Below are 23,968 nucleotides of genomic sequence, written 5' to 3'. Positions count from 1 at the left end.
CCTTCTGTCAGCGGCCGAACGGCCTCACTGGCCGTCGCACTCGCCGTACGACTGCTGCGGCCCGGCGGGGACCGGACGCAGCCGACGCGCGCCGAGGAGGATCGCCAGCAGCCGGCGGGCGGGGCCCGGCGTCGGTGCGGCGACCGTGGCCGGGGCGGCGGACGGGCTGCGCTGCTCCGGGATGCGCCGGTCGGAGACCTGGGCGGGACGGGCCGTCCGTGCGGTCTGCGTCATCTGCCCACATCCTTCGTACCGGTGACAGGCGAGCTGCCTGCACCCTGTCAGTGTCGGACCGGAACGGCGACGGAATGGTCTCGAAAACCACCCGAACGGATACCGTTCCGACGAACCGTGGTTTATCCCGTCCCGGGCCAGGCCCGCAAGCCCTCCACCACGACCCGGATCAGCCGCTCCCGGGTCACCGTCAGGTTCGCCGCGAGCTGGAAGGCCCCGCCCGCCGACAGCGAGGCGAAACCGTGCGCCGTCGAACGGACCGTCCTGGCGGCGTGCACCGACTCGTCGCCGGTCAGGCCGTAGCCGTTCAGCACCGCGATGATCACCCCGACCAGCTGGTCGGCGGCCCGGGTCCGCTCGGGGTCCTGGTCGGGGGCCTGCGGCAGGGCCGCGTACCGGCGCGGGTGCTGCTCGGCGTAGTCCAGGTAGGCGTTCAGCAGGGCGGTCATCGCCTCGTCCCGGCTAGGGCCCTGCGGCGATCCGAGCCCGACCACCGAGGCGGCCAGGCGCTCGGCCAGTTCCTCGGTGACCCGGACGGCGATCAGCCGACGCAGCTCGGGCAGGCCGCCGGGGACGTGCTTGTACAGCGAGGGGGTGGCGACGCCCGCCCGGGCGGCCACGGCGGCCAGGGTGAGGCTCTCGGGGCCGTGGGCATCGATCAGTTCGAGCGCGTGGTCCACCACGGCGGCGGGGGTGAGTCCGGCCCTCGGCATCAGGCGACCTCGTCCAGGAAGGGGAGCAGGGCGTCGGCGGTGGCCTGCGGGAACTCCGCCATCGGGTAGTGCCCGGCACCGTCGATCATCACCTTACGGGCCTTCAGTGCGGCCGCCTGACGGTCGGCCACCACGGCCGGGTCGGGGAAGTCCGGGTCCTGGCTGCCCATCAGGACGAGCGCGGGGCGGCGCACCTCGGCGCTCCAGCCGGTCGGCGCGGAGTCGCCGGTGGCGTACGCCCGGGTGACGGGCTTCCGGCCGGGGGTGCGCAGGGCGGTCACGGCGGCGGAGCGGTACTCCGCGAAGTCGGCGGGCCTGGCGGTCGGGTAGGCCTTGTCGAGGTAGCTGCCCCAGGCGGCGGGGACGTGCGTCACGGTGAAGGCGAGTGCCTTGAGCACGGCGCGCTGGACGGCGCTCGGCGGCAGGTTCTCGATGAAGGCGTCGATCAGGGCGATCCCGGCCACCCGCTCGGGGGCCAGGGCGGCGGCCCGCACCACGGTGGCGCCGGTGTAGGAGTTGCCGACCAGGGCGGCCCGCTCGATGCCCAGGTGGTCGAGCAGGGCCAGGGTGTCCTCGGCGATCGAGGCGGGGGAGTAGTCGCTCCAGGTCATCGAGGACTCGCCGAGCCCACGCAGGTCCAGGGTGACGACCCGGTGGCCGGCGGCGGTGAGCAGCGGGCGCAGGTGGCGGTACACGCTGCGCGAGTCGAGCATGCCGGGGAGCAGGACGACCGGCAGGCCGGTCTCGGTGGCGGTGTCGTCGTAGGCCAGTCGGCCGCCGGGAACGGTCAGGAACTGGGTGGTCAGCGTCTGCGTCATGCCCATAAAGCTAAGGCTAATAGCCTTAGCTGTCAAGGGGTGCCGAGAAGCGATGGGATACCGTGCGGAGCGATCGAGTCGCACCGGACCTGAGGGGTCGTCATGCCGTTCATCAATGTCAAGCAGCTGGCCGGCCGGACCGCGGAGCAGCGGGCCGAGATCGCCCGCGAGCTCACCGAGACCTACGTCCGGATCACCGGCGTGAGCCCGGAGGTGGTGAACGTGGTGATCGAGGAGATCCCGCTGGAGAACTGGATGGCGGGCGGCGAGACCTACGCGGCCAAGCGGGCCAGGGGCTGACCCCCGCTCAGATCCCCTCCACCCGGAACGGGTCGTGCTCGGCGAGCAGCTTGTCCAGCCGTGCCTGGTCGACCCGGCTGGTGATCGCGCCGACCTCCTGGCGGTCGCGGACCACCTTGGCGAGCGTGAACGCCGCGGTGATCTCGTAGAGCAGGCCGACTGCCAGGAAGCCGCGCATCCAGGGGTCGACGGGCAGGTAGGCGATCCCGATCGCCAGGGCCGCACTGGCCAGGGCGAAGGACAGGACGGCCTGGAGGTAGTAGGCACTGGTGGTCCGGGGCTGCATCGAAGCGCTCATGTTCCGAGGGTCCCGAACTCCCTTGTCCGGCACCTGAGTACGGATACTCAACCCGTCGTCGCGCACCGTCACCGAGTAGTAGATCAAAAGCCGCATTCCGGTCACGGGTCGTCAGAAGAGGTGGACTGCATCTCTCAAGCCGCTTGGAATCATGGGCTCCTAGGATTAACGTTTGATAACGCAGCGCGGTCGGCAACGCCGTACCAGAACGGCACCGTGCGCCGTCGCCTAATCCTCAGGACCCGCTTTCACCGGTGGGTCCGGGAGCCGGGGAACCACCGTTCCTTGGGGTGAATCGGCCGGGTCCACAACCCGGTCGTAGGAGACCTTCCTGCTCCGAACCCGTCAGCTAACCCGGTAGGCGAGAAGGAAGGAAAGGAGCGCGCCTCCGTGGCGTCGACGCACTCCCAGGCACACCCTCGTACCGACTCCGGCAACCAGCTGCTGCTGGACCACCCGGAGGCCGCCAGGCACCGGATACCCCGTCAGCCCCGCTCCGGCGGCCCGCTGATCGGTGTCACCGCGATGACCGCTGCGCTCGGCGCCACCGCCTTCGCCGCCGGCTCCGCCGCGGCGGAGCCGGCCGCCGCCGCCCCGCCGCCGCCCGCCGTCGCTGCCGCCGACTCCTCCGGGGCCGAGCAGCACGGGCTCGCCGCCGACCCCGGCCTCGCCCTCGCCGCCCGGATCCAGCTCCAGGCCGACGGGCAGCGCACCGCCGCCGACGAGTCCGCCCGGCTGGCCGCGGCCCAGGAGGCGGAGGCCAAGCGGTCCGCCCAGGAGGCCGAGGCGAAGCGCGCCGAGCAGCGCACCGCGTTCGCCGCGCCCACCAGCAACTACGAGCTGACCGCGCACTACGGGCAGTCCGGCTCGTACTGGTCGCACCTGCACACCGGCCTGGACTTCGCGGCCGCCACCGGCACCCCGGTCACCGCCGTCGGCGCGGGCACCGTCACCTCGGCCGGCTGGTCCGGGGCGTACGGCTACCGGGTGATCGAGACCCTGAGCGACGGCACCGAGATCTGGTACTGCCACCTCTCCGCCATCGTCACCGCCTCGGGCGAGGTCGCCCCCGGCACCGTGCTCGGCAGGGTCGGGGCCACCGGCAACGTCACCGAGCCGCACCTGCACCTGGAGGTCCGGCCGGACGGCGCGGCCCCGGTCGACCCGCTGGACTGGCTGCGCGAGCGCGGCATCAACCCCTGACGGGACCGGGCCGTTCCGGTCAGCCGGTCTGCTCGGGCTGTTCCGCCTGCTCGGCGAGGTACGCCTCGATCTCCTCGGTGCCCGGCTCCGGGGCCAGGTCCGGGTACTCGTGCACCAGCAGCGCGGGCAGACCGGGCACGGTCCACTCGCCCAGCAGCCGGAGCGCCTCCTCGGCCACCGCGGCCTCGAAGCCCTCGAAGTCGCCGGAGAGCTCGTCCGGCATCGGCAGGCCGAGTGCGTTCAGCCCGGCCAGGTTGCGGTAGCTGCGCTGCATCAGCCGGTTCTCCAGCAGCAGCCGGGCGCCGTCGGTGGCCATCCCGATCGAGATCAGCCGCTGCCGGCCCCAGCCGCCGTCGGCCTCGATCTCGTCCAGTTCGGTCAGGGCGCCGAACGCCTCGGCCCGCTGCTCCGCCGTCAGCTCCCGGAAGCCGTCCAACCAGGCCCGGATTGCCGCCGGATCGGTGGTGTCCACCCCGTCCGCCCGGAGCAGCAGCGCGTACAGCCGCGGCCAGGTGACCAGGTGCGGCTGCCGGAGCAGCCCGCAGAGCAGCTCGCCCTGCCACTCCACCTCGGCGTGCAGCCGCTCCTGCCGCTTGGCGTTCAGCCGCCTGGCGGCCCGCTGATGGTCGATCAGCAGCCCCACGGCCCGCCCGTACGCGCCGGGGTCGGAATCCGGTTGCACGTACATGTAGATCCGCTCGTACAGCAGCTGCTCGACCACCGGCGAGCTCAGCTCCGGGTAGCCGTCGTGCATCCGGCCGTCGCCCAGCTCCAGCAGGGCCAGCACCGTCCGGACCGCCTCCACCGGGACGGGCTCGAGACCCTCGTCGGCCGCCCACCTGAGCAGGTCGTCGGCACGGGTACGGGGGCTGAGCCGGAGGTCGTCGTCGTTCACCCTCGTACGGTATCCGGTGCCGGGAGCCCAGGCCGTCCGTCCAGGGCGGGGGTGGGGTTCTCCCTACCCCAGGTCCGCCGGGGGACCTCATGTCGCGGACGGCGCCGGTCGGGCACCTTGGAGGGGTGGGCACGGAGCAGGACAACCAGACCGAGGAGCCGGTGATGACCAGTCAGACCTTCCCGTACGCCGAGCGCAGCACCAGCGGCGGCCGGGCGCACCCGGAGTTCTGGCGGGCACCGTTCGCCGCCGCCACCTACCGGCAGGTCGGCTTCGTGCTCGGCTCGCTGCCGATCGCCGTGCTGGGCTTCGCCTCCGTGGTGGCCTCCTTCTCGCTCGGGCTCGGCCTGCTGGTCACCGCGCTGGGGATGCCGGTGCTCGCCCTGCTCACCTCCGGCTCGCGTGGCTTCGCCGCGCTGGAGCGGCACCGGGCCCGCACCCTGCTCGGCACCGAGGTCGCCGCACCCGGCCCGGTCGCGCAGTCCCGGCCCGGCTTCTGGGGGGCCGTCACCGCCCGACTGGCCGACCGGGCCGGCTGGAAGGCGGCGCTGTACCAGGTGCTGATGCTGCCCTGGAGCATCCTGAGCTTCACCCTCACGGTGGTCTTCCTGGTGGCCGGCTGGGTGGTCGCGCTCTACCCGGCCTACCACTGGGTGTTCGCCCGCTACACCGACTGGCCGGGCTACCGGGTGTACGACTTCACCACCGACGCCGGGGCGCACCACGAGTACTACCTCACCTCGGGCCGGGACATCGCGGGCGTCTCGCTGCTCGGCCTGGTGCTGGTTTTCCTCACCCCGGTGCTGGTCCGGGGCCTGACCGCCGTCTCCCGGACCGCGATCCGGGGGCTGTGCGGCGGCCGCTGAGCGCGGATGCGGCCCCGCCGCTCCCGTGCTGCGATGAACGGGCCCGGTACCGCTCCCCGGTACCGGGCCCGTCGCATCCCCGGAGGCCCGGTGCACACCCCCAGCACGCTGATCACCTCCCGTCCGCTGGACGAGTACTGCGGTCTGTTCGGCCTGACCAGGGCCGCGCTGGCCGCCGTGCCGGGACCGGTCCTGGACTGCCCCGGCGGCGCGGCCGGACTGACCGCCGAGGCGCGTGAACTCGGCGTCACCGTGATCGCCACCGACCCCGCGTACGCCGCCCCGCTGCCGGAACTCACCGCCCTGGCCCTGGCCGGACGGGACAGCGTGGCCGCCCGGCTCGCCGTGGACCCCGACCGGCACCTGCCCGCCGGGCGGCTGCGACCCGAGCGCTACCTGCGCAGCTGGGACCGGGCCCGCCGGCTGTTCGCCGCCGACACCGCCGCCCGGCCCGAGCGGTACGTGGCCGCCGCACTGCCCAGGCTGCCGTTCGCGGCCGGCTCCTTCGCACTCACCCTGAGCGCGTACCTGCTGTTCGCCTACCCGGAGCTGTTCCCGCCCGAGCGCCAGCTCGCCGGGCTGCTCGAACTGGTGCGGGTGACCGCGCCAGGCGGCGAGGTCAGGGTCTACCCGCTGCACGACGGTGCCGCCCGCCCCTGCCCGCACCTGCCGCAGCTGCGCTCCGCCCTGGGGGAGCGTCAGGTCTCCAGCGAGATCACCCGCTTCGCCCGCCCGGGCGACGGCCGGACGCGCCGGGTGCTGGTCCTTCGGCGGGCCCGGCCCGGGGTTAGGGCGTGATCGGGGCCGGGCTCGGAGCGGGTACCGGGGCGGGGAGCTTCTTGAGGATCTCCTCACCGACCACCCGGCGGCGGGAGTCCTTGGGCGCCGTCCGGTAGTTGCGCAGCTTGTCCTCGACCGCGAAGCGGAGGCTGCGCTTCTCCTCGGCGGTCAGCGGGAGTTGCAGGACCGCCTCCCGGGCGGCCAGCAGCGCCTGCAGCAGCTCGAACGCGGACAGGTCGCTGCGGATCGCCCCGATCACCAGCGGCAGGTTCTCGTGGTCGGGCCGCCCCTGGAACAGCGCCAGCGCCTGCACCCGGAGACCCTCGGTCTCGGCCTCGAACAGCTTCCTGATCTCGGCCGGGCTGAAATTGAGCTCCCTGGCCCGGCGGACGGTCTGGCCGACCGAGTCGGCCAGCGTCTGCCGGTCGGCGGTGGACAGCGCGCGGGCCAGCCGCAGGCGGGTCAGCAGCCAGCCGGAGAGGAAGCCGAGCACCGTGAAGTACACCGCGAGCGCGGCGGCGAACGCCGACGCCCCGCTGCCGCCGCCGACCACCGGGGCCAGCGCGTCGCCGAGCTGCGCCAGCCGGCGCGGCACGGTACCGATCTGGGTCAGACCGGCGCCCAGCAGGATCTTGGTCAGCCAGTCGGAGACCTGCTCCAGATTGGTGTTCGGCGCGTAGCTCGCGGTCGAGGTGGTGCTCAGGTCGGCCGGCTGCGCCGCCGCCCCGCTGGTCAGCAGGCGGGGGATACCGAACAGGAACCCGGCCCCGCCGCCGACCATCATCGAACTGGCCGCCACCACCAGACCGCCGCCCAGCGCGGCCGGCCAGTTCCCGCTGGCCGAGGCGTACAGGCCGAGCCCCAGCACTCCGGCCCCGACCACCGCCCCGAGCCCCGCCCGCGCCGCCGGTGCCAACTCCCCGTCACGTTCCAGCTCCACCGCACACCCCTCCCACCGCCCGAACCGCGCTGCCACCGTAGCGGACCCGTCACGCCCCAGGCAGGCCGCCGGTGCCACCGTTCCCCAACTGAGCTCAGAACATGCCAAGTTGACTCTGATCGCTGGTCAGCATTCGCCCGGTCAGCTCAGCGTCCAGCCGCCGGGCCTCGGTCCAGTCGGCGACCGCCTCCCGGTGCTGCCCGAGCAGCTCGTTGGTCTGACCCCGGCGGACCAGGGCCCAGGCGTACTCAGGGCTGAGCTCGATCGCCCGGGAGAAGTCGGCCAGCGCCCGGGAGTGACGACCCATCACCCGATGGGTCTCGCCGCGTTCGGCCACCACCCACTGCCAACCGGGGGAGAAGCTGACGGCCAGATCCAGATCAGCCAGCGCGGCGTCGAACCGGCCTGCCCTGCGGTGGAGTTCGGCCCGGCGGGTGAGCGCCCAGGGCTGCTCGGGGTTCACCTGCAGCGAGCGGTCCAGGTCGACCAGAGCCTCGGCATCCCGGCCGAGGTGGTGCAGCACCCAGCCCCGGCTGGCCAGCGGCCAGCCCTCGGCGCCGTTCAGCTCGGTGGCCCGGGTGAGCTCGGCCAGGGCCTCGTCCAGGCGGCCGGCGATGCGGTAGGTCTCTCCGCGCTCGGCCCGGCGGAGCCACTCCGACGGGTCCAGTGCGACGGCCCGGTCCAGATCGGCCAGGGCGTCCCCGAAGCGACCCATGGCCCGCAGCAGCCGGCCACGCTGGACCAGCAACCCGGCCCGTTCGGCGTTCAGTTCGAGCGCCAGGTCGAGGTCGGCCAGCGCCGAGGGCAGCTGCTTCAGCGCCTGCCTGCTCCGGGCCCGGGTCGCGAGCGCCCGGACGGATTCCGGGTCGAGCGCGAGCGCGGCCGTGCAGTCCGCGACCGCCGCCGGGTGGTCACCGCCGAGCTGGTACCGGTCGGCCCGGGTCAGGAAGCAGACCGCCCGGTGCTCGACGGGCAGCCCTGGCCGGTCCAACAGCAGCGTGAGCAGCGAGAGTTCCGGACTGTCGTCGAGGCCGGACAGCTGCTCGGCCCAGCGGGCCAGCGGCTCCGCCTCGGTGTCCAGAGCGGCTCGGACGACCGTCTGGGCGGCCCGGCGGCAGGCCGAATCACCGCTCGCACAGGCGTCGAGCAGCTCCAGCAGGGCGCCGGGCAGCGCCTGGTGCGGATTGGCGCAGAGCCGGTGGTAAGTCTCGCCCAGCCGGTACTCCAGCCAGGTCCCGTCCTCCCAGCGCCCGTCTGCCGGGAGGTGCTCCTCCAGCACCGTCCGCCAGCGGGCGAACGCCTCGGCCAGCGCGGCGTGCTGCGCCCGCCAGTCCAGCGGCGAGCTGGTGCGCTGCAGCCGGAGCATCGCCGTCCGCACCACGTCGTGGTACCGGACGCGCCCCGCCTGCTCGTTGACGAAGGGCAGCCCGCGCAGCCAGGCGTAGTGGTCGCCCCCGGCCAGCACCCGGTAGACGTCCTGGTCCAGCTGGAGCGGGAGCGCGCAGGCCAGCGCGGCCGCCCGCCGCTGCGGATCGCCCTCCCAGCGCAGGAAGCGCTCCACCGCCGTGCCCGACGGGTCGTGCACCGCCTCCGGGTCCGAAGGCCGCGCCTGCGCCAGGGTGTCCAGCAGCACCGGCAGCCCGCCGGCCAGCCGGAGCACCGTCCCGGTCACCCGCTCGTCGGTGATCCCCCGGGCCGACAGCAGTTGGCGCGCCTCGGTCTCGGTGAACACCTCCAACGGCAGCTCGGCGACCAGGTCCATCGCACCGGCCCAGACCCCCGGGTCCAGCCGCCGCTGTCCGGCCAGCACCACCAGGACGTTCAGCGGCAGTTCGCCGTACCCGCCGTCCACCAGCAGCTCCCGCAGCCAGCCGTCCAGCACCGACCCGGTCCGCTCGTACGTGTCGAAGAACAGCGCCACCCGGGGCCGCTGCCGGGCCAGCTCGGTCAGATCGGCGAGGAACACCGGCGTCAGCACCGGCACCGGAGTGAGCACCAGCTGGACGTCGTCGTGGCTGCGCAGCCGCGCGTTCAGCAGCCCGCGCAGCCGGTCCGCGCCGAGCGCCACCTGCTGCGGATCGACCACGCCGGCCAGCGCCCCCACCACCGGCACCGCCCCGAGCCCGGCCAGGCCGACCTGGGCCGCCAGCGTGCCGGCCACCGAGGGCTCACCGTCGGACTGGCCGAGCGGAGCACTCTCCGCCTCGTGCCGCCGCTGCCGGTAGGTGGCCAGCAGCCGGTCGAACCGCTTCAGCGGCCGCCCCTGCCGCTCGCACTGGGCACTGATCGCCGCCATCGCCTCGACCGCGCTGTGCACGTCGTCGTCCAGGTACGCGGTCACCGACCCACGCTCCCGGGCGACCGCCTCCAGCTGCCACAGCAGTGAGGTCTTGCCGACGCCCGCGTTGCCCCGGACGTGGAACAGGAACTGGTACGCCTCGTCGGCCGGATCACGGTCGAGGTTCGCCCCGAACGCGGCCAGCTCGGCCCGCCGCCCGACGAACCCGCCCCGCCGCCTGCGCCGGATCAACTCCTGCCGGGACACCTGCTGTTCCGCCATCACCCACCCCCGGCCGACCATCATGGCCCATCGGCGCCCGGGCATGCAGACGGCCCGTGGGTTGCTCCTCGCGGCCCGCCCCCGGAAGGGGCGGCCGTCGAGGCACCGGGGATGTTTCCGGTGAACCCACGGGCCGGGTGACTGCTGGGAATTAGCCTGCCGCCGGAGGCTGGTACCGGCCTCACTACTGCACAGGCAGGGGCGGCTCTAGCGAGCAGCCACCTCACGCATCCTGAAGGAACTCAACTCAGGATCACCTCCTTTCAGTGTGCTGCCACTGTAGGCAGGCTCCCCGACGCACACAACGGATTTTCGCCCGGGACGGCAGAAGGCCCGGCAGACGATGTCTGCCGGGCCTTCTGCGCTACTGAGTAGCGGGGACAGGATTTGAACCTGCGACCTCTGGGTTATGAGCCCAGCGAGCTACCGAGCTGCTCCACCCCGCGTCGGTAAACACGACAGTACGTGAGTGCCGGGCGAAAGGGAAATCGGTTTCCGTACCGCCCGCCGTGGAGCCCCCGGGGAGGTGCCGGGGAGGTGCCGGGGACGGCAGAAGGCCCGGCAGACGATGTCTGCCGGGCCTTCTGTGCTACTGAGTAGCGGGGACAGGATTTGAACCTGCGACCTCTGGGTTATGAGCCCAGCGAGCTACCGAGCTGCTCCACCCCGCGTCGGTAAACACGACAGTACGTGAGTGCCGGGCGAAAGGGAAATCGGTTCCAGTTCAGGCCGTGGCGGGGCGGTGCCGGGCCGCTCTGGCCCGGGTCCTGGCCCAGAACGCGAAGCAGACCAGGGCGGCGAAGCAGGGCACCATCAGCACCGCGTAGAAGAGCAGGAAGCCGTTGGTGCCCAGACCGGCTGCGGCGTTCCAGCCACCGTGCACCGCCATCGCGAGCAGCAGGCCGACCGGGGCGGCCAGCCGGGCCAGCCAGAGCCGGCCGGTGGTCAGGCTGATCGCGATGCCGAGCCCGGCGAGTGCGGTGAAGAGCGGGTGCGCGAAGGGCGAGAGCAGGCCGCGCAGGACGAAGGTGTGCACGGTGGAGTCGAAGTCCCGCAGGCTCGGGGCGGCGCCCAGGCCGATGCTGTCCAGCCGGCTCTGCTGGTCGTCGGTGAAGGCCCGGCCGAGGTAGAGCGCGTTCTCGGTGAAGGCGAAGCCGCAGGCGGTGACCCCGCCGAGGACCACCCCGGCGGAGAGCGTGCGGGGGCTGGAACGGGCCCGGGTGTGCGTACGGGCCCGGGGCGGGCGGCGGAAGTAGGGGAGCTGGCGCAGTCGTGGCCGTACCGGCGGCCGCCGGTACGGACGGCCGTCGGACGGCCGTCGGCCGGACGCCGACCGGTGCCGGAGCGGCACCGCGCAGATCCGCTGCACGTGGCAGCGGAGCCGGCGGCGGACCGGCAGCAGCAGCATCAGCAGCGCCGCGCCCTTCGCGCTCTCCTCGATCAGCGGGGTGGCGAAGTCGGCGAGCAGCGTCTCGCCCCGGGCACTGCCCTGGTGGGCGATCAGGAAGTCGCTGGCCCAGCCGTTGGCCAGGATCGCGACCGTGGTCGCCGCGCAGGCGCCCCAGGCCAGGCAGAACAGGGTGTGGCGGAGCGGCACCCGGGCGGTCTGGTTCAGCCAGGCGAGGGCGCCCAGCACGAACGGGAGCGGGAACAGGGCGAGGCCGAGGCCGACCAGCAGCCCGGTGGTTCCGGTCTGCCGGTGCACCAGCTGGAGGATCAGTACACCGCAGCCCGCCAGCGCGAGGGCGGCCAGGGCGGAGGAGAGCGCCGGGTAGCGCAGCGACCGGGCCCGGCGGAGCAGGTACTCGGCGCGGACGTACGGGTGCCAGGACAGCAGCGGGCCCGCCCGCCGCACCCGGGGCCCCGGGATGGTCCGGGTGCCGGTGGTGCCGGTGGGCGGGTCGATGGCGGCGGCGCGCTCCCCGGCCGGGGCCGGGGTCCGGGGGTACGGGCCGCCACTCGGCGGACTGCTCACGCGGACAGGGTAGGGGAACGATTCGCCTCGACGGGAGGTGTCGGAACGATCCGTACCGAATGGATCACCCCGTGTGATAGGGCGTCAGCCGAGCCGGGAGCAGGGTGTCAGCGGCGCCGGAACAGCAGGTCGTGCACGACGTGGCCCTTGGCGATCCCGGCCCGTTCGAACTTGGTGACCGGCCGCCAGTCCGGGCGGGGCGCGTAGCCGGGGACGCTGCCGGCCGGGTGGTCGGCGGGCTCCAGCCAGCCGGAGCCGTCGCCCTCGGGGTGCAGGTTGGTCATCTCGGGCGAGGCGGAGAGCACGGCCAGCATCTGCTCTGCGTACGGCTCCCAGTCGGTGGCGCAGTGCACCAGGGCGCCGGGGGCCAGCCGGGGCAGCACCAGGTCGAGGAAGGACTCCTGGACCAGGCGGCGCTTGTGGTGCTTCGGCTTCGGCCACGGGTCGGCGAAGTAGACCCGGAGTCCGGCCAGGGAGGCGTCCGGCAGCATGTCGCGGAGCAGGATCACCGCGTCCCCGGCGGCCGGGCGGACGTTACGCGAGTCGGTGCGCTCCAGCAGCTGGAGCAGGTTTCCGTGGCCGGGGGTGTGCACATCGGCCGCCAGGATGCCCATGGACGGGTCGGCGGCGGCCATCGCGGCCGTCGTCTCACCCATCCCGAAGCCGATCTCCAGCGTCACCGGCAGGCCGCCGAACAGCTCAGCCAGGTCCAGCGGGCTGCCGTCGATCGCCAGGCCGTACCGCTCCCAGCCCCGGTCCAGCGCGCCCGCCTGGGCGGGGGTCATCCGGCCCCGGCGTGGCTGGAAGCTGCGGATCCGGTGCTCGCGGTGCTGGGCCTCGGTGGCCCGGTGCGGGTACATCGGCGCGGGGTATCCGGCGGGTGCGGCGGACAGGCGCGCGGACGGGGACGGCTGGGGGCTGGGGGCGGTGGCAGTCACAATCGGCCAAGTCTACGGGAGGCGGTCCGGAGCCCGGGTGGGCCCTCGGTCGCCCGCGTCCCGTCTCAGCCGCCCGCTTCCAGCGCCGCCAGCCCGCGCCGGGCCACCTCCCGGCCGATCGCCAGGGAGGCGGTGGCCGCCGGGGAGGGGGCGTTCAGCACGTGCACCATCCGCCGGGTCGATCCGGCGTCGGCCGGGTCGAAGCCCGCGAAGGCGAAGTCGTCCAGCAGCGTGCCGTCCGCCGCCACCGCCTGGGCCCGTACCCCGGCGGTGGCCGGCACCAGGTCGGCGGCCGTCACTGCGGGCAGCAGCCGCCGGACCGCCGTGGTGAAGGCGCGCTTGGACAGCGAGCGGTGCAGCTCGCCCAGCTCGTACCGCCAGTGCCGCCGGGCGATCCGCCAGCTGCCGGGGAAGCGGACCGTCTCGGCCAGGTCGCCCAGTCTGACGGTGCGCCAGTCGTACCCCTCGCGGGCCAGGGCGGGGACGGCGTTCGGCCCGACGTGGATGTCGCCGTGGATGCCTCGGGTCAGGTGGACGCCCAGGAAGGGGAAGGCCGGGTCGGGCACCGGGTACACCAGGCCGCGCACCAACGGCCGCTTCTGGTCGGTGAGTTCGTAGTACTCGCCACGGAAAGGAAGGATCCGCACCCCGGGGTCGTCCCCGGCCAGCCGGGCGATCCGGTCGCTGTGCAGGCCCGCGCAGTTCACCAGCACGCCGGTACGGAGTTCGCGCTCCCCGGCACGCAGCGTCAGGCCGTCCGGGCGGCGGTGGACTTCGCGCAGCGCGGTGCCGGTGAGCAGCACGGCCCCGGCCTGCTCGGCGAGCCGGGCGTACCGGCGGGCCACGGCGGAGTAGTCGCAGATGCCGGTGGTCCCGATGTGCAGGCCGGCCAGGCCGGTCACCTCGGGCTCGTACTCGGCGATCCCGGCCGGCCCGAGCTCGGTGACCGGGATGCCGTTCTCCCGGCCGCGCTCCGCCAGGGCGCGCAGGCGCGGGAGTTCACCCTCCGCGGTGGCCACGATCAGCTTGCCGGTCACCTCGTACGGGAGGCCCTGCGCGCGGCAGAACTCCACCATCTCGGCGGCCCCCGCCGTGGCGTACCTGGCCTTGAGCGATCCCGGGCGGTAGTACACCCCGCTGTGGATGACGCCGCTGTTGCGGCCCGTCTGGTGCACGGCGAAGTCCGGCTCCTTCTCCAGCACCGCCACCCGCACCCCGGGCCGCGCCGCCGTCACCGCGTACGCCGTGGACAGCCCGACGATCCCTCCGCCGACCACCACGACGTCGAACTCCTCGACCACGTCCGCCCCTTCGCCGACCCCGACTCGTCCCAAGGCGATGCTAGGCCCTGTCCGGGCGATCCTGCCGGGCGTGCGACGCCGGACCCGCCGCGCCAGCAGCTGATGTCACAGCCCGGCTGGACGCACGGCCGAAACGCCCAAGTACGACCCAGCACGAGGCGGTTGTGGCCGCACGCCCCGCGGCGCTATCCGCACATGTCGGAGCCGACAAGATCGCCAGGACCGGGCCTAGGCGCACCCGTCGGCCGGTGAGGGTGCTTCCCACGGCCAGGTCGTGTCCGCGCCCGCCTCCAGCAGTGGGATCAGGCGGAACGCGGCGTCGCTCAGGCCGCCGAAGGTGTACCGGTTCGGACCGGCCGGGGCGTGGCCGGCCTGGTAGCCCGCGAGGTTCCAGGTGTAGACGGGTACCTCCTCCGGGACGGGGCCGAAGACCGGGGAGCCCGGCCTAGCCTGTTCGTCGGTGATCACCACCACCCGATCGTGGTCCCGGTAGTGCTTCCGGATCGCTCCCGCGGTGTCGGTGCCGCCGAGCGAGCCGAACCGGCCGACCACCCGGAGCACCGGTTCGCCCGCCTGAACGGGCATCAACCGGCTGCCTGAGCCGAACTGGACCAGGTCGGCGTCGGCGGCCCGGAGCTTGAGCGCCGTCCCGAAGATCGCCGCGGAGTCGGCCCGGTTGAGCTGGGTCCGCCCGCTCGCGGTGTCGAACATCGATCCCGAACGGTCCACCAGGACCAGGGTCCGGCCGGGAAGTTCGGGCACGTTGGCGAGCGAGTGCTGGAGCGCGAGCTCCAGCGCCGGTCCCCATCGGCTCGAAGGCGCGTTGCGGTACGCGGCCAGGTAGCGGAACGGGAACTGCCCTGACCTTGCCACCTCGGCCGGATCGCTGATCCGTCGCGCGACCTCGGCGGCCACCTCGTGGTCGAGGCCCGCCCGGTCGAAGTTCCGCAGGTTGCGGACCAGGGCCATCGGGCCCATCGACGGGATGGCGGCCGCCCAGACGGCGGCGTCCAGCGGGCCCTGCAGCCAGCCGGACAGTGCCTCCCAGGTCATCCCGGCCGCCGCCAGGCGCTCCGCTCCGTCGGGGCCGGTGACCAGCGCGCGACGGTCGGCGACCGGAACGGCGGTCAACTCGTTCCGAGCGACCAGTACTTGGTCGTCGGCTGGGGGAGCGGCGCGGTCCGCACGGTGCCGGCGGTCCAGGGCGTACCGGAACAGCCCGGCCTGCCAGGGCTTCCCGGGGTGCGGCGCCGGGTGGGTGAGCTCCAGGACGTCGCCGAAGCGGTAGGGCTTCGAGTCGGTGTCGTACTTGAGCAGGGCCCGGCCGGTGTAGAGCCGGCGGACGGCGTCGGCGATCCCGCGCTTCACCGGCGACGGCAGCGTACGGCCGTACCTGGTGGTCCAGTAGGCGAGCAACTCACCCGGCTCGTCCGGGCGTTGCAGAACGGCGTCGATCGCCTGACGGGAGTGCCCCGGGGCGCCTGCCGCCAGCCGGGCCCGCGTGAACTCGGCGGCGCCCACCAGGGACGCGGTGCGCAGCCGGGCGTCCTGGCGCAGCCAGCGGAGCAGGCCGAGGGCCCATTCGGGATCGCTGACCGCGAGCCGGCGGACCAACGCGGAGTACCGGTCGTCGCGCGCCTCGGCGCTCTCGTAGAACGAGCGCTGCGCGACGAAGTTGGCGGCGGCCAGCACGAACAACTCGGTCTTCGGCTCCCGGACGTAGCCGGTGCCGCACTCGTGGTTGGCCAGCGGGGTGCCCGGGGCCAGGACGACGGGTCGGACGGGCTGGGGTGGCGCGGGAAGGGCCTTCGGCCAACCCGGGTGGGAGGAGTCCGCCGGGCGGAGTTCCAGCCGGAACCGCTCCGGGAGGTCGGTGCTGATCTCGGTCCTGATGTCGGTCTTGGCCTGTTGGCGGTTGAACCGCAAGGCAGATGTCCCCCTGCTGGGCTGGACGATGGAGAGAGGGCCCGGAGCGGTCGCAGCAGGTGTCGTGGCACCAGGAGGCCGTTCCACCACAGGAGCCGAAGCCGCGCATCGGGCGGGCTGACTGCGCGTCCCCGAGATCAGAGGTGACCGACCGGTGTATTTGGGTGGTGCGTTCTCAGGGAAGTAACCGGCGGTCGAGCGCATCGGGGACGCGAGTCGTGACAGTAGCCGGTCCGCTCCGGCGGGGCATCCGATTAAACCGGCGCGACCAGCACCAACCGGGCCCGTTCGGTCAACTCCTGGACGCGGCGCTCCTCCTGGAACGGTTCCAGACGGCGGAGCAGCTCGCGGACGTACTCCCGGCTGCGCTGGGAGGAGATCCGGCCGGCCACCGCGACCGCCCGTTCGCCGGCGGCGACGGCTGCGTCCAGGTCGCCCGCCTCGGCCTCGGCCATGGCGGAGACGAACAGCCGCAAGCCGTGCGAGCGGACGTAACCCTCGGTGGGGCGGGCCAGTGCCTCCCGGGTGAACTGCCGGACCTTGCTGGGTTCGCCGAGGTCGCGGAAGCACTCGGCGGCGTCGGCGGCGAGCCGGTCGTAGGCGTAGAAGTCGATCCAGGGTGGGTCGGAGTCACCGGCGCGGGCACGTTCGAGTGCGCTCTCCGCGGCGGACAGCGCCGTCGCGCACGCCGGGGCGTTGCCGTTCCTGGCGTGGGCGCGGGCCTCCACCAGGTGGAAGAAGCTCATCGTCCGGGCGGTGGCCAGGCCCCGGTTCCGTTCGAGGGCGGCCTGGGCCAGGTCGACCGCCTCCTCGGCGAAGCCCCGGTAGCAGGCCTGGAGGCTCATCGAGGCGAGCACGTAGCCGCCGAGCGGCACGTCGGCGGCGGCCCTGGCCAGCCGGAGGGCCTGGATGTAGTACCGCTGGGCGGCCTCGTGCTGGCCGGTGTCGAACGCCATCCACCCGGCCAGCCTGGTCAGTTCGGCCGTCGCGCCGAAGAGCGCGCGGCCCACCGCGTCGCTGTACGAGCCGAGCAGCAGCGGCGCCGCCTCCACCCGCAGGCACTCCGGCACCATCGACGAACGCCAGTCCCCACCGCCGTACTTGGAGTCCCAGCGACGGGCCTCCTGGGCCGCCTCGCGGAGCTTGGCGGCGTCCGAGTGGCCGACCCGGTAGCCGCTCAGGTCGGGGGCGGGTTCGCCGCGGGCCACCGAACCGTCGGCCGGGGTGATCAGCCAGCGGGAGACCGGCGTCGCGTACGCCGCGACCGAGAAGGTGCCCGCCAGGCTGTCGCTCCAGCGGCCGCCGCCGGGGCCCCGGCGCAGCTCCAGGTCGACCCGCCAGAGGTCGGTGGCCGAACGGACCGCGGCCGGAACCTCGCGCGGGAAGGCCAGGCCGAGTTCGGGCGCCGGGTCGGTGTCGCCGAGCCCGATCTCGTCCAACGGCACCGGGCGGCCCAGCTTGCTGCCGATCGCGGTGGCGATCAGGTGCGGCACGGGCCCCTGCGGGATCATGCCCTTGCCCACCCAGCGGGCCACCGAGGTTTTGTCATAACGGAGCGTCAGCCCGCGCTGGGCGCCCAGGTCGTTGACCCGTCTGGCCAGGCCCGCGTTGCTGATCTGGGCCAGGCCGAGAAGCGTGCCGAGCCGTTCGTTCGGCCCTCGTGAGCTGACGGTCATGGTGGCTGCGGCACCCCCTGGCGGTGTCCGGCGGTTCTCGGTGTGCGCGGGCAGTTGGCTTGATCGGGATCGGCACGGCTGTCGGCCGAGGGTGGCGCACGGGGTGGCGGGCCCGTCGCCGAGCCTTGGCGCGAGCCACTGCTGCACCTAGCGTAGTCGTCCGGGTTCCGAGGGTTAAGAGTCCGGATTCCGGATGGCGGGATCGCGTGCCGCTCAACGGCTCCCGGACGCGGCGGCGCGCGGGCGGGCCCGAGCCGGTGGGGGCGCGGCGGACCGGCGTGCTCCGGTCCGGTGCGGTTGTGCGCCCGGCCGTGCTCCCTGGCCCGATCGCCAGGTCGGCGATTCGCTGGACGCTGTGGGTCGGCCCGTCGTCGAGGACCCGGCGGGCCGGGGGACACCACTGCCTACATCCCCGCGGGCGGTGGTGGGGTCCGGGAGGGCATGCGGATGCCCTCCCGGGCAAGGCGACGCCTTTCGGCCATCCGCTGATGTCCATGCCAGACCGGGGCGGCCCGGGCCCCGGAGGGGAAGGCCCGGCCCGCCCCACGCCGCGAACGGGCGACGCCGACGTCAGTAGCGGGAACGGCCACCCACTTTCGCGTGAACCCCTACGTCGGGCAGAACCTCAGCCGCGCCCCTGATGGTGCGGCGGGTGCCCGGAGTTCTGCCCAACTGCGCGCCGGGGGTGGCACGATGGCCTCCGTACGGCAGGTGCTGCGGCGGAGCGGAGGCACGATGCGGTGGCTCACGGGCTGGTGCCCCGGTACGGCCCTGCCGGTGGTCGGGGCGGTGCGTCCGCTGGCGGCCGTCACGCTCTGGACGGGGCCGAGTCCGCTGTGGGCGGTGGGTGACTGGCGGCCGGACGAGATCCGGCTGGTGACGCTGCGGCCCGGGGCGTCGGCAACGGTGACCACCGGCCCGCCCGGAGCGGAGGCAGCTGACGAGGCGTCGGACCAGCCGGGCACCGTACGACTGGCCGTGCTCGGCCGCTGCGGCGCGTCCGACCAGGAGCTCGCGGCGGGCCTGGCCACCGCCAGGGGTGGTGCGGTGCGCCACCTCACCACCTGGCCGGGCAGCTATACCGTGGTGATCCGCACCGGCCCGCGCAGCACGGTGCTGCTCACCGACCTGGCCGGGGTGCTGCCGGTCTTCCACACCCCGTGGGCGGGCGGTACGGCGTACGCGACGGCCGCGCTCCCGCTCGCCGACCTGGTGGGGGCCCCGCTGGACACCGGGCACCTGGCCGCCCGGCTGGCCTGCCCGGAGTCGCCCGAGGCGATCGGCTCGGGCTCGCCGTACCTGGGTGTGCAGCGGGTGGCCCCCGGCCACCTGCTCGGGGTGCGAAACGGACGCGCCCACGTCTCCGCGTACGAGCCGGAGCCCGGCGGTGCACCCTTCGAGCGCGAGGAAGCACCCGCGGTGCGCGAACTGACGCGCGCGCTACTCGAGTCGGTCCGCTGCCGGGTGCGCGCCCCCGGCAGCGGCACGGACCGGCCACGGCTCGGGGTGGACCTCTCGTACGGCACCGCGTCCGCCACCGTGGCACTGCTGGCCGCGGCCGTACCGATCGCGCCGGGACCGCGCGTCGCCCGGGACGAGCCGCCCGAGCTGCCTGCCCGGACCGGTGCCGTGAAGGGCTCCTGGGCCCGCCCCGACCACCGGCAGCCGACCGGACCCGAGACGCTCACCGCCGTGACCGTCCGGGAGTCGGCCGAGAGCCCGGCCGCCACCGTGGCCGAACTGCCCAGGTTGCGGCACCTGGTGCTGCCGACCACCCTCCCGTACGCCGAGTTGGCCGACCCGGGGGCGGAACCGCCCGCAGGGCCGCTCACCGACGAGCCGGGGACGGCGCTGGTGGCGGCGGCCCGGATCGGCGGCCGGCTGAGCGCGGGCGGCGCCGACCACCTGACCGGCTACGGCGCCCGGCAGGTGCTGGACGGTCATCCGGCGCGGCTGGCCGACCTGGTCCGGGCCGGCCGGGCCCGGCGGTTGGCCGCCCCGGTGGCGGCGCTGACCGGGGCCGAACGGGCGGCGGCGACCGGCGTGCTCGGCACCCTGCGCACCCCCCTGACGGTCTGGCGCGCCGCCCACCGGCTGGCCCGCGCCCGGTACGCGGAGGCCCTGGACGACGCGGCCGTCCGGCTGACGGTCCGTCACGGACCGGCCGGGCGGAGCCTCGGTGAGGTGTCGGCGGCCGAACTCGCCTGGTGCGTGCCCGGCCCCGCCGCCCGCTGGCTGTCGGACGACGCGCTCTCCGCCGTCGCGCTCCGGCTCCGGCTGGCGGCCAGGAGCCCCGCCCCGGCCGAACCGCCCGGCGCCCGCCGGGCCAGGCACGCGCTGCACCGGCACGCGGCCGAGTACCGCACCCTGCTGCACGCCGCCGAGCAGCGCGGCCAGCGGCTGCACGCGCCGTTCCTGGACAACCAGGTGGTCCGCGCGGCCAGGATGCTCCCGGTCGAGACCCGGCTCCAGCCCGGCGCCCGGCACGCGCTGCTGCGGGCCGTGCTGACCGGGGCCTCCCGAACCGACCTGCCGCCCGACTGGGGTCTGGCCGCCCGTCCGGACCGCCAGGGACCGGACCGGGACGGCCTGCGGCTGGCTGCCGATGGCCTGGCCGAACTGTTCCGTGCCCCCCTGCTGGCCGAGGCCGGGCTGATCGACCTGCCCGCCGTCCGGGCCGCCCTCGCCGAGGCCACCGGCCCGTCGGCCGAGCCGTCACCGGGGACGGTGGCGGGCCTGGCCGAACTGGTCTCCACCGAACTCTGGCTCCGCCGCATCCTGGCCCGCCGGCACGGTTCCTGCTGGACCGGCCTGCCCGCCCCCGACCGCCCGGCCCTGGCCCGCCCGGCCTGAGGCCGCGGCGGCACCGGTCGCGGCCGCGCGCGTCATCGCAGGTCGCCGGGCAGCTGACGGGCCATCATGGGGAGGTGCACAGCTCAGAGAAGGTTGCCGCGCCCGAGGCGCTACCGGTGTTCGGCGCGTTGCCGGCCGCTGATCCGCCCGGGGTGCTGGCGGCGTGCGACGGTTCGGACGGGTCGCTCTGGGCGCTCGACCGGGCGATGGCCGAGGCCGAACTGTTCGGCCTGCCGCTGTACGTCCTGGCGGTGGTCAACCCCTCCCCGACCGGCTACCCGCCGGGCGTGATCGAGCTGGTGCAGGAGAGCATCGAACGGCTGTCGGCCAGCATGGCGGACGGCCTGCGCCGGGCGGTCGCCACCGTCCAGCACGCCAGGGGCAGGCCGTACCAGGGCGAGCTGGCCCTGCACGTAGTGCTCGGCAACGTGATCGACGTCCTGCTGCGCTGCACCCGTGACCAGCACACCCTGGTGGTGGGCACCCGGGGCAACGGCGGTTTCAGCCGCCTGCTGCTCGGCTCGGTCAGCACCGCTGCCGTGCACCACGCCGCCTGCCCGGTCCTCGTGGTCCCGGCACCCCCGGCCCACTGACCTGGGTGTTCACGGTCACAGCCGACCGGGAACCGGGAATCAGGGCAGATTGTTGAGCGTTCACCAGTCAGTCCCCGAGGCCCGAGAGCAGGAGAGTCACCGTCATGAAGGTCGAGATCTGGTCGGACGTCGCATGCCCGTGGTGCTTCGTCGGTAAGCGCCGCTTCGAGCAGGCCCTCGACCGTTTCGCGGGCAAGGACGGCGTCGAGGTGGTCTACCGCCCGTACCAGTTGGTGCCGGATGCGCCCGAGACCGCGACCCCGCACCGGGCCTGGCTGGCCGAGCGGTACGGGCCGCAGTCGGTGGCGATGGACGCCCGGGTGACCGAGCTGGGCAGGGGCGAGGGCATCGAGTTCGACTTCGACACCGCGCTGCACGCCAACACCTTCCTCGGCCACCGCCTGCTGCACCTGGCCGAGAGCGAGTACGGCGCGGCGGTCCAGGGCGTGCTGAAGGAGGCGCTGCTGACCGCGCACTTCAGCCGGGGCGTGGACGTCGGCGACCGCACGCAGCTCACCGAGATCGCGGTGGGTGCCGGCCTCGACCGGGACCGGGTGACCGCCTACCTGGCCGGTGACGAGGGTTCGGACGCCGTCCGGGCGCAGCTCGCCGAGGGCCGGGAGATCGGCATCACGGCCGTCCCCACCTTTGTCTTCGAGGGCAAGTGGGCCGTCCAGGGCGGTCAGGAGGCGGACACCTTCCTCCGGGTGCTGGAGCAGGTGGCGGCCGAGACCGCTGCCGAGCCGGAGGCCCCGCACGGGGACAGCTGCGCGGACGGCGCCTGCGCCGTCTGACGGGTCATCGGGTGCCCTGGGCCGCTGACCGGCCCGGGGCACCCGTCCGTTCAGACGCAGCTGATCCGGGCGTCCGCCCAGTCGGCCAGGCTGATCAGACCCCACCCGCGGGAGTCCGGGGTGACGACCAGCCGGATCGAACGCTGACCGGTCAGGTCCGCCTGGACGGGGACCGCGCGATCGCCGGCGCCGACCCGGCCCGAACTCCAGAGCACCTCGCCGTCCCCGCCCTCGACGCGGAACCTGACGGTGCCGAGGCTGATCCCGAAGTCGTCCAGCCCGGCCTTCGCCCGGAAGGTCGTGCAGGCCCGGTTCAGGTCGATGGTCACGGTGGTCGGGCTGTTGACGCTCAGCCCGTGCCGGTAGCTGCTGCCGCCGATCGACAGGTCGGAGCGCTGCCGGAGACTGCCCCCGCCGCGCCGGATGGTGGGGCCCGACGGCGGATCACGGTGTACGCCGTTCGGGGTGAACGGCAGTACGTCGGCCCAGAAGTCGGTCGGCATCATCGGGGGCACCGGCGGCATGGGCGGCGGTGGCGGGGTCGGCACCGGCGGGGGTGTCGGGACCGGGGGCAGCTTGATCACCGGCGGCGTCGGGACGGGCGTCGGAGTCGGAGTCGGAGTTGGTGCCGCCGAGGGCGTAGGGGTCGGCGACGGGGTGGGCTTCGGCTTCGGTTTCGGCGAGGGAGGGGGCGTCGGCGTGGGGGACGGCTCGGGTTCCGGGGTGGGTTCCGGGGTGGGCGAAGGCGACGGGACGGGCGTCGGCGGAGCCGGGGCGGGCTTGGGCGGCGCCACCGGGGCGGCGACCACCGGAGCCGCCGTCGGCTGCTTCGGCTCGGGCGCACCGGTGAGCGCGTACGCGGCCACCGCTGCGGCGGCCACCGCGATGCCCGCCGCGATCCCGGCCTTCGCAGCGGTGCCCAGACCCTCCCCGGCCACCGCTGCGGCACCGCCGGAGGAGGAACCGGACGACGCGGCGCCGGCACCGGCCAGCGCACCAGCGCCGACCGCACCCGCACCGACGGCCGCGGCGGCCACGGTGAAGTACCCGGCACCGACCCAGAGGAGCACTCCGCCGGGCAGGATCGCCCGCAGCCCGGTGTTGATTTCGGTCAGCTCCAGGTAGGCCGCCGCGCAGCGGTCGCACTCCTGGACGTGCCGCCCGACCTCTGCCGAGGCCCGCTTGCGCAGCGAGCCACGGGCGTAGGCGCCGAGCCGGTTGGCGTACGCCTCGCAGTCCCGCGCCTGGCTGCCCGACACATGGGCCTGCAGGAAGGCGGCGGCCAGCCGGTCGCGGGCCCGGTGCGCCTGCACCGCCGTCGCGTTGGCGGTCTTGCCGAGCATCACCGCCACCGTCTTCGGCGACTCTCGCTCGACCTCGGTGTGCCAGAGCACCACCCGGTCGTCCTCGGGGAGTTCGGCGTACGCCTGCATGACCATCCGCTGGTCGGCCATCGCCATCGCCCACGCGTCCGCACCGGGATCGGCCAGGTCGAGGTCGATGGTGGCGGCCGAGGTCTGCGCGAACGTGCTGAAGTCGTCCACGAGTTGCTCGCGCCGCTCACTCCTGGCCCAGGCGGCGGCGACGTTCCGCACGGCGGTCAGCAGGTATGCGCGGACCGCGAACTCCGGCCCCTTGCCCGCCCGCAGCGCCTGGAGGGTACGGGCGAACACCTCGCCCGCCAGGTCCTCGGCGGTGAAGCTGTCACGGCAGCAGGTCCGCGCGTACCGGCGGACCGAGTCCGCGTGCCGCCGGTAGATCTCCTCGTACGCGCTGTCGTCCCCGGCCCGCACCCTGGCCGTCAACTCCGCGTCGGAGGGCGGCCGTTCACCATCCACCGGATCAGCGGGCGCCGGCACCACCGGCCGGGCGGACGGCTCGGCCTCGGCACCGACGAAGGCCGCCGGGGTCACCCCGCCGTGCCCGGCCGCGGCCTGCCCCGGCACCCGGCCGGTCAACGACTCACGGCTCGGCGCAGCCGCCTGGTCCGGCACCTGGCCGGGCGCACCGAGACCGTAGCCGTGCTCGTTCTGCTCCTCGGCGCTCAACCTGCCCTCCCGGACACCTGGATACGCCGGACCGCAAGGGGCACGGACCTGGCCGGACGAACGGCGCGCAACGGGACAATGGCTCCAACCACGGCCAAAGCTTGGCATAGTGCGGCCCGCACGTGAAGCCGCTCCACCTTCGCCCCACCCGATCGGGGACCGCCCCACGACGCCTGGCCGTTCGCGGTCCACCGCCGTGTGAAACGTCGGCCGCGCCCGGGGACGCACCGTCCGGCTGGTGCCACGCCCGGGGACGC

Annotated in this window: 20 protein-coding genes, 2 tRNA genes and 1 riboswitch; of the genes, 7 read left to right on the top strand and 15 right to left on the bottom strand. The window is 74.2% G+C overall.

Features of this window, described 5'->3' with window-relative positions; all coding sequences use genetic code 11:
• Window positions 1-24: 24 nt before the first annotated feature.
• From ACKUU6_RS14990 to ACKUU6_RS14980, 3 genes are all read right to left on the bottom strand, one after another.
• On the bottom strand, window positions 25-234 hold the full coding sequence (locus tag ACKUU6_RS14990; protein WP_407989031.1) for a hypothetical protein: 210 nt from the start codon (window positions 232-234) through the stop codon (window positions 25-27).
• Window positions 235-356: 122 nt separating this feature from the next.
• Window positions 357-947 (bottom strand): TetR/AcrR family transcriptional regulator, encoded by a 591-nt coding sequence (locus ACKUU6_RS14985; RefSeq protein WP_407989030.1) that lies wholly within the window; start codon window positions 945-947, stop codon window positions 357-359.
• A complete protein-coding gene (locus ACKUU6_RS14980; RefSeq protein ID WP_407989029.1) occupies window positions 947-1,765 on the bottom strand; it encodes an alpha/beta fold hydrolase in 819 nt (272 codons plus the stop codon). The genes ACKUU6_RS14985 and ACKUU6_RS14980 overlap by 1 nt, the downstream gene beginning before the upstream one ends.
• Before the next feature lie 102 nt (window positions 1,766-1,867).
• Here ACKUU6_RS14980 and ACKUU6_RS14975 point away from each other — a divergent pair, with 102 nt between their 5' ends.
• On the top strand, window positions 1,868-2,065 hold the full coding sequence (locus ACKUU6_RS14975; protein ID WP_407989028.1) for a tautomerase family protein: 198 nt from the start codon (window positions 1,868-1,870) through the stop codon (window positions 2,063-2,065).
• 7 nt (window positions 2,066-2,072) lie between these two features.
• On the opposite strand, the gene ACKUU6_RS14970 is transcribed toward ACKUU6_RS14975, so the two are convergent.
• Window positions 2,073-2,363 carry a YiaA/YiaB family inner membrane protein gene (locus tag ACKUU6_RS14970; RefSeq protein WP_407989027.1) on the bottom strand — a complete coding sequence of 97 codons (291 nt, stop codon included), beginning with the start codon at window positions 2,361-2,363 and terminating at the stop codon, window positions 2,073-2,075.
• Window positions 2,364-2,578: 215 nt separating this feature from the next.
• A riboswitch (cyclic di-AMP (ydaO/yuaA leader) is annotated at window positions 2,579-2,742 on the top strand.
• Between the two features lie 11 nt (window positions 2,743-2,753).
• Between ACKUU6_RS14970 and ACKUU6_RS14965 the strand changes: the two genes are divergently transcribed.
• Window positions 2,754-3,566 carry a M23 family metallopeptidase gene (locus tag ACKUU6_RS14965; protein ID WP_407989026.1) on the top strand — a complete coding sequence of 271 codons (813 nt, stop codon included), beginning with the start codon at window positions 2,754-2,756 and terminating at the stop codon, window positions 3,564-3,566.
• 19 nt (window positions 3,567-3,585) lie between these two features.
• Here ACKUU6_RS14965 and ACKUU6_RS14960 read toward each other — a convergent pair whose 3' ends face one another.
• Window positions 3,586-4,461 carry a hypothetical protein gene (locus ACKUU6_RS14960; protein ID WP_407989025.1) on the bottom strand — a complete coding sequence of 292 codons (876 nt, stop codon included), beginning with the start codon at window positions 4,459-4,461 and terminating at the stop codon, window positions 3,586-3,588.
• Window positions 4,462-4,625: 164 nt separating this feature from the next.
• Here ACKUU6_RS14960 and ACKUU6_RS14955 point away from each other — a divergent pair, with 164 nt between their 5' ends.
• Window positions 4,626-5,327, top strand: coding sequence for a sensor domain-containing protein (locus tag ACKUU6_RS14955; protein ID WP_408649633.1), 702 nt, complete (start codon window positions 4,626-4,628; stop codon window positions 5,325-5,327).
• 90 nt (window positions 5,328-5,417) lie between these two features.
• Window positions 5,418-6,125: a class I SAM-dependent methyltransferase gene (locus tag ACKUU6_RS14950; protein ID WP_407989023.1), complete on the top strand. Its 708-nt coding sequence runs from the start codon at window positions 5,418-5,420 to the stop codon at window positions 6,123-6,125.
• On the opposite strand, the gene ACKUU6_RS14945 is transcribed toward ACKUU6_RS14950, so the two are convergent.
• The 9 genes from ACKUU6_RS14945 to ACKUU6_RS14905 form a co-directional block, all read right to left on the bottom strand.
• Window positions 6,115-7,047 carry a hypothetical protein gene (locus ACKUU6_RS14945; RefSeq protein WP_407989022.1) on the bottom strand — a complete coding sequence of 311 codons (933 nt, stop codon included), beginning with the start codon at window positions 7,045-7,047 and terminating at the stop codon, window positions 6,115-6,117. The two genes, ACKUU6_RS14950 and ACKUU6_RS14945, sit on opposite strands and share 11 nt — an antisense overlap.
• A 94-nt stretch (window positions 7,048-7,141) precedes the next feature.
• Entirely contained in the window at window positions 7,142-9,607 is a 2,466-nt protein-coding gene (locus tag ACKUU6_RS14940; RefSeq protein WP_407989021.1) for a tetratricopeptide repeat protein, read from the bottom strand.
• Window positions 9,608-9,979: 372 nt separating this feature from the next.
• Window positions 9,980-10,053 (bottom strand) — tRNA-Met (locus ACKUU6_RS14935).
• A gap of 151 nt (window positions 10,054-10,204) precedes the next feature.
• Window positions 10,205-10,278 (bottom strand) — tRNA-Met (locus tag ACKUU6_RS14930).
• Between the two features lie 53 nt (window positions 10,279-10,331).
• Complete coding sequence (locus tag ACKUU6_RS14925) at window positions 10,332-11,582, bottom strand: PrsW family intramembrane metalloprotease (RefSeq protein ID WP_407989020.1); 1,251 nt, start codon at window positions 11,580-11,582, stop codon at window positions 10,332-10,334.
• Between the two features lie 107 nt (window positions 11,583-11,689).
• Complete coding sequence (gene trmB, locus ACKUU6_RS14920; protein ID WP_407989019.1) at window positions 11,690-12,520, bottom strand: tRNA (guanosine(46)-N7)-methyltransferase TrmB; 831 nt, start codon at window positions 12,518-12,520, stop codon at window positions 11,690-11,692.
• Between the two features lie 65 nt (window positions 12,521-12,585).
• Window positions 12,586-13,854 (bottom strand): L-2-hydroxyglutarate oxidase, encoded by a 1,269-nt coding sequence (gene lhgO, locus ACKUU6_RS14915; RefSeq protein ID WP_407989018.1) that lies wholly within the window; start codon window positions 13,852-13,854, stop codon window positions 12,586-12,588.
• 195 nt (window positions 13,855-14,049) lie between these two features.
• Window positions 14,050-15,588: a TROVE domain-containing protein gene (locus ACKUU6_RS14910; protein ID WP_407992132.1), complete on the bottom strand. Its 1,539-nt coding sequence runs from the start codon at window positions 15,586-15,588 to the stop codon at window positions 14,050-14,052.
• Between the two features lie 413 nt (window positions 15,589-16,001).
• Entirely contained in the window at window positions 16,002-17,423 is a 1,422-nt protein-coding gene (locus ACKUU6_RS14905; protein ID WP_407989017.1) for an MFS transporter, read from the bottom strand.
• 735 nt (window positions 17,424-18,158) lie between these two features.
• Between ACKUU6_RS14905 and ACKUU6_RS14900 the strand changes: the two genes are divergently transcribed.
• The 3 genes from ACKUU6_RS14900 (at window position 18,159) to ACKUU6_RS14890 (ending at window position 21,663) form a co-directional block, all read left to right on the top strand.
• On the top strand, window positions 18,159-20,276 hold the full coding sequence (locus tag ACKUU6_RS14900) for an asparagine synthase-related protein (protein ID WP_407989016.1): 2,118 nt from the start codon (window positions 18,159-18,161) through the stop codon (window positions 20,274-20,276).
• Between the two features lie 74 nt (window positions 20,277-20,350).
• Complete coding sequence (locus ACKUU6_RS14895; RefSeq protein WP_407989015.1) at window positions 20,351-20,869, top strand: universal stress protein; 519 nt, start codon at window positions 20,351-20,353, stop codon at window positions 20,867-20,869.
• 104 nt (window positions 20,870-20,973) lie between these two features.
• Complete coding sequence (locus ACKUU6_RS14890; protein ID WP_407989014.1) at window positions 20,974-21,663, top strand: DsbA family oxidoreductase; 690 nt, start codon at window positions 20,974-20,976, stop codon at window positions 21,661-21,663.
• A 50-nt stretch (window positions 21,664-21,713) separates the two neighbouring features.
• Here the strand turns inward: ACKUU6_RS14890 and ACKUU6_RS14885 are convergent, their stop codons facing one another.
• Window positions 21,714-23,711 carry a sigma-70 family RNA polymerase sigma factor gene (locus tag ACKUU6_RS14885; protein ID WP_407989013.1) on the bottom strand — a complete coding sequence of 666 codons (1,998 nt, stop codon included), beginning with the start codon at window positions 23,709-23,711 and terminating at the stop codon, window positions 21,714-21,716.
• Window positions 23,712-23,968: the final 257 nt, after the last annotated feature.

Source organism: Kitasatospora sp. CMC57, assembly GCF_045866025.2.
Classification (GTDB): domain Bacteria; phylum Actinomycetota; class Actinomycetes; order Streptomycetales; family Streptomycetaceae; genus Kitasatospora.
The sequence above is the reverse complement of the archived record's forward strand: the minus strand, read 5'-3'. Positions and strand labels throughout refer to the sequence as shown.

Excerpts from the sequence above, each read along its gene's own strand:
- ACKUU6_RS14900 (WP_407989016.1), top strand. The coding sequence starts at position 18,159 with ATGCGGTGGCTCACGGGCTGGTGCCCCGGTACGGCCCTGCCGGTGGTC.
- ACKUU6_RS14985 (WP_407989030.1), bottom strand. The coding sequence starts at position 947 with ATGCCGAGGGCCGGACTCACCCCCGCCGCCGTGGTGGACCACGCGCTC.
- ACKUU6_RS14940 (WP_407989021.1), bottom strand. The coding sequence starts at position 9,607 with ATGGCGGAACAGCAGGTGTCCCGGCAGGAGTTGATCCGGCGCAGGCGG.
- ACKUU6_RS14970 (WP_407989027.1), bottom strand. The coding sequence starts at position 2,363 with ATGAGCGCTTCGATGCAGCCCCGGACCACCAGTGCCTACTACCTCCAG.
- ACKUU6_RS14990 (WP_407989031.1), bottom strand. The coding sequence starts at position 234 with ATGACGCAGACCGCACGGACGGCCCGTCCCGCCCAGGTCTCCGACCGG.
- ACKUU6_RS14975 (WP_407989028.1), top strand. The coding sequence starts at position 1,868 with ATGCCGTTCATCAATGTCAAGCAGCTGGCCGGCCGGACCGCGGAGCAG.
- ACKUU6_RS14890 (WP_407989014.1), top strand. The coding sequence starts at position 20,974 with ATGAAGGTCGAGATCTGGTCGGACGTCGCATGCCCGTGGTGCTTCGTC.
- ACKUU6_RS14955 (WP_408649633.1), top strand. The coding sequence starts at position 4,626 with ATGACCAGTCAGACCTTCCCGTACGCCGAGCGCAGCACCAGCGGCGGC.
- ACKUU6_RS14905 (WP_407989017.1), bottom strand. The coding sequence starts at position 17,423 with ATGACCGTCAGCTCACGAGGGCCGAACGAACGGCTCGGCACGCTTCTC.
- ACKUU6_RS14980 (WP_407989029.1), bottom strand. The coding sequence starts at position 1,765 with ATGACGCAGACGCTGACCACCCAGTTCCTGACCGTTCCCGGCGGCCGA.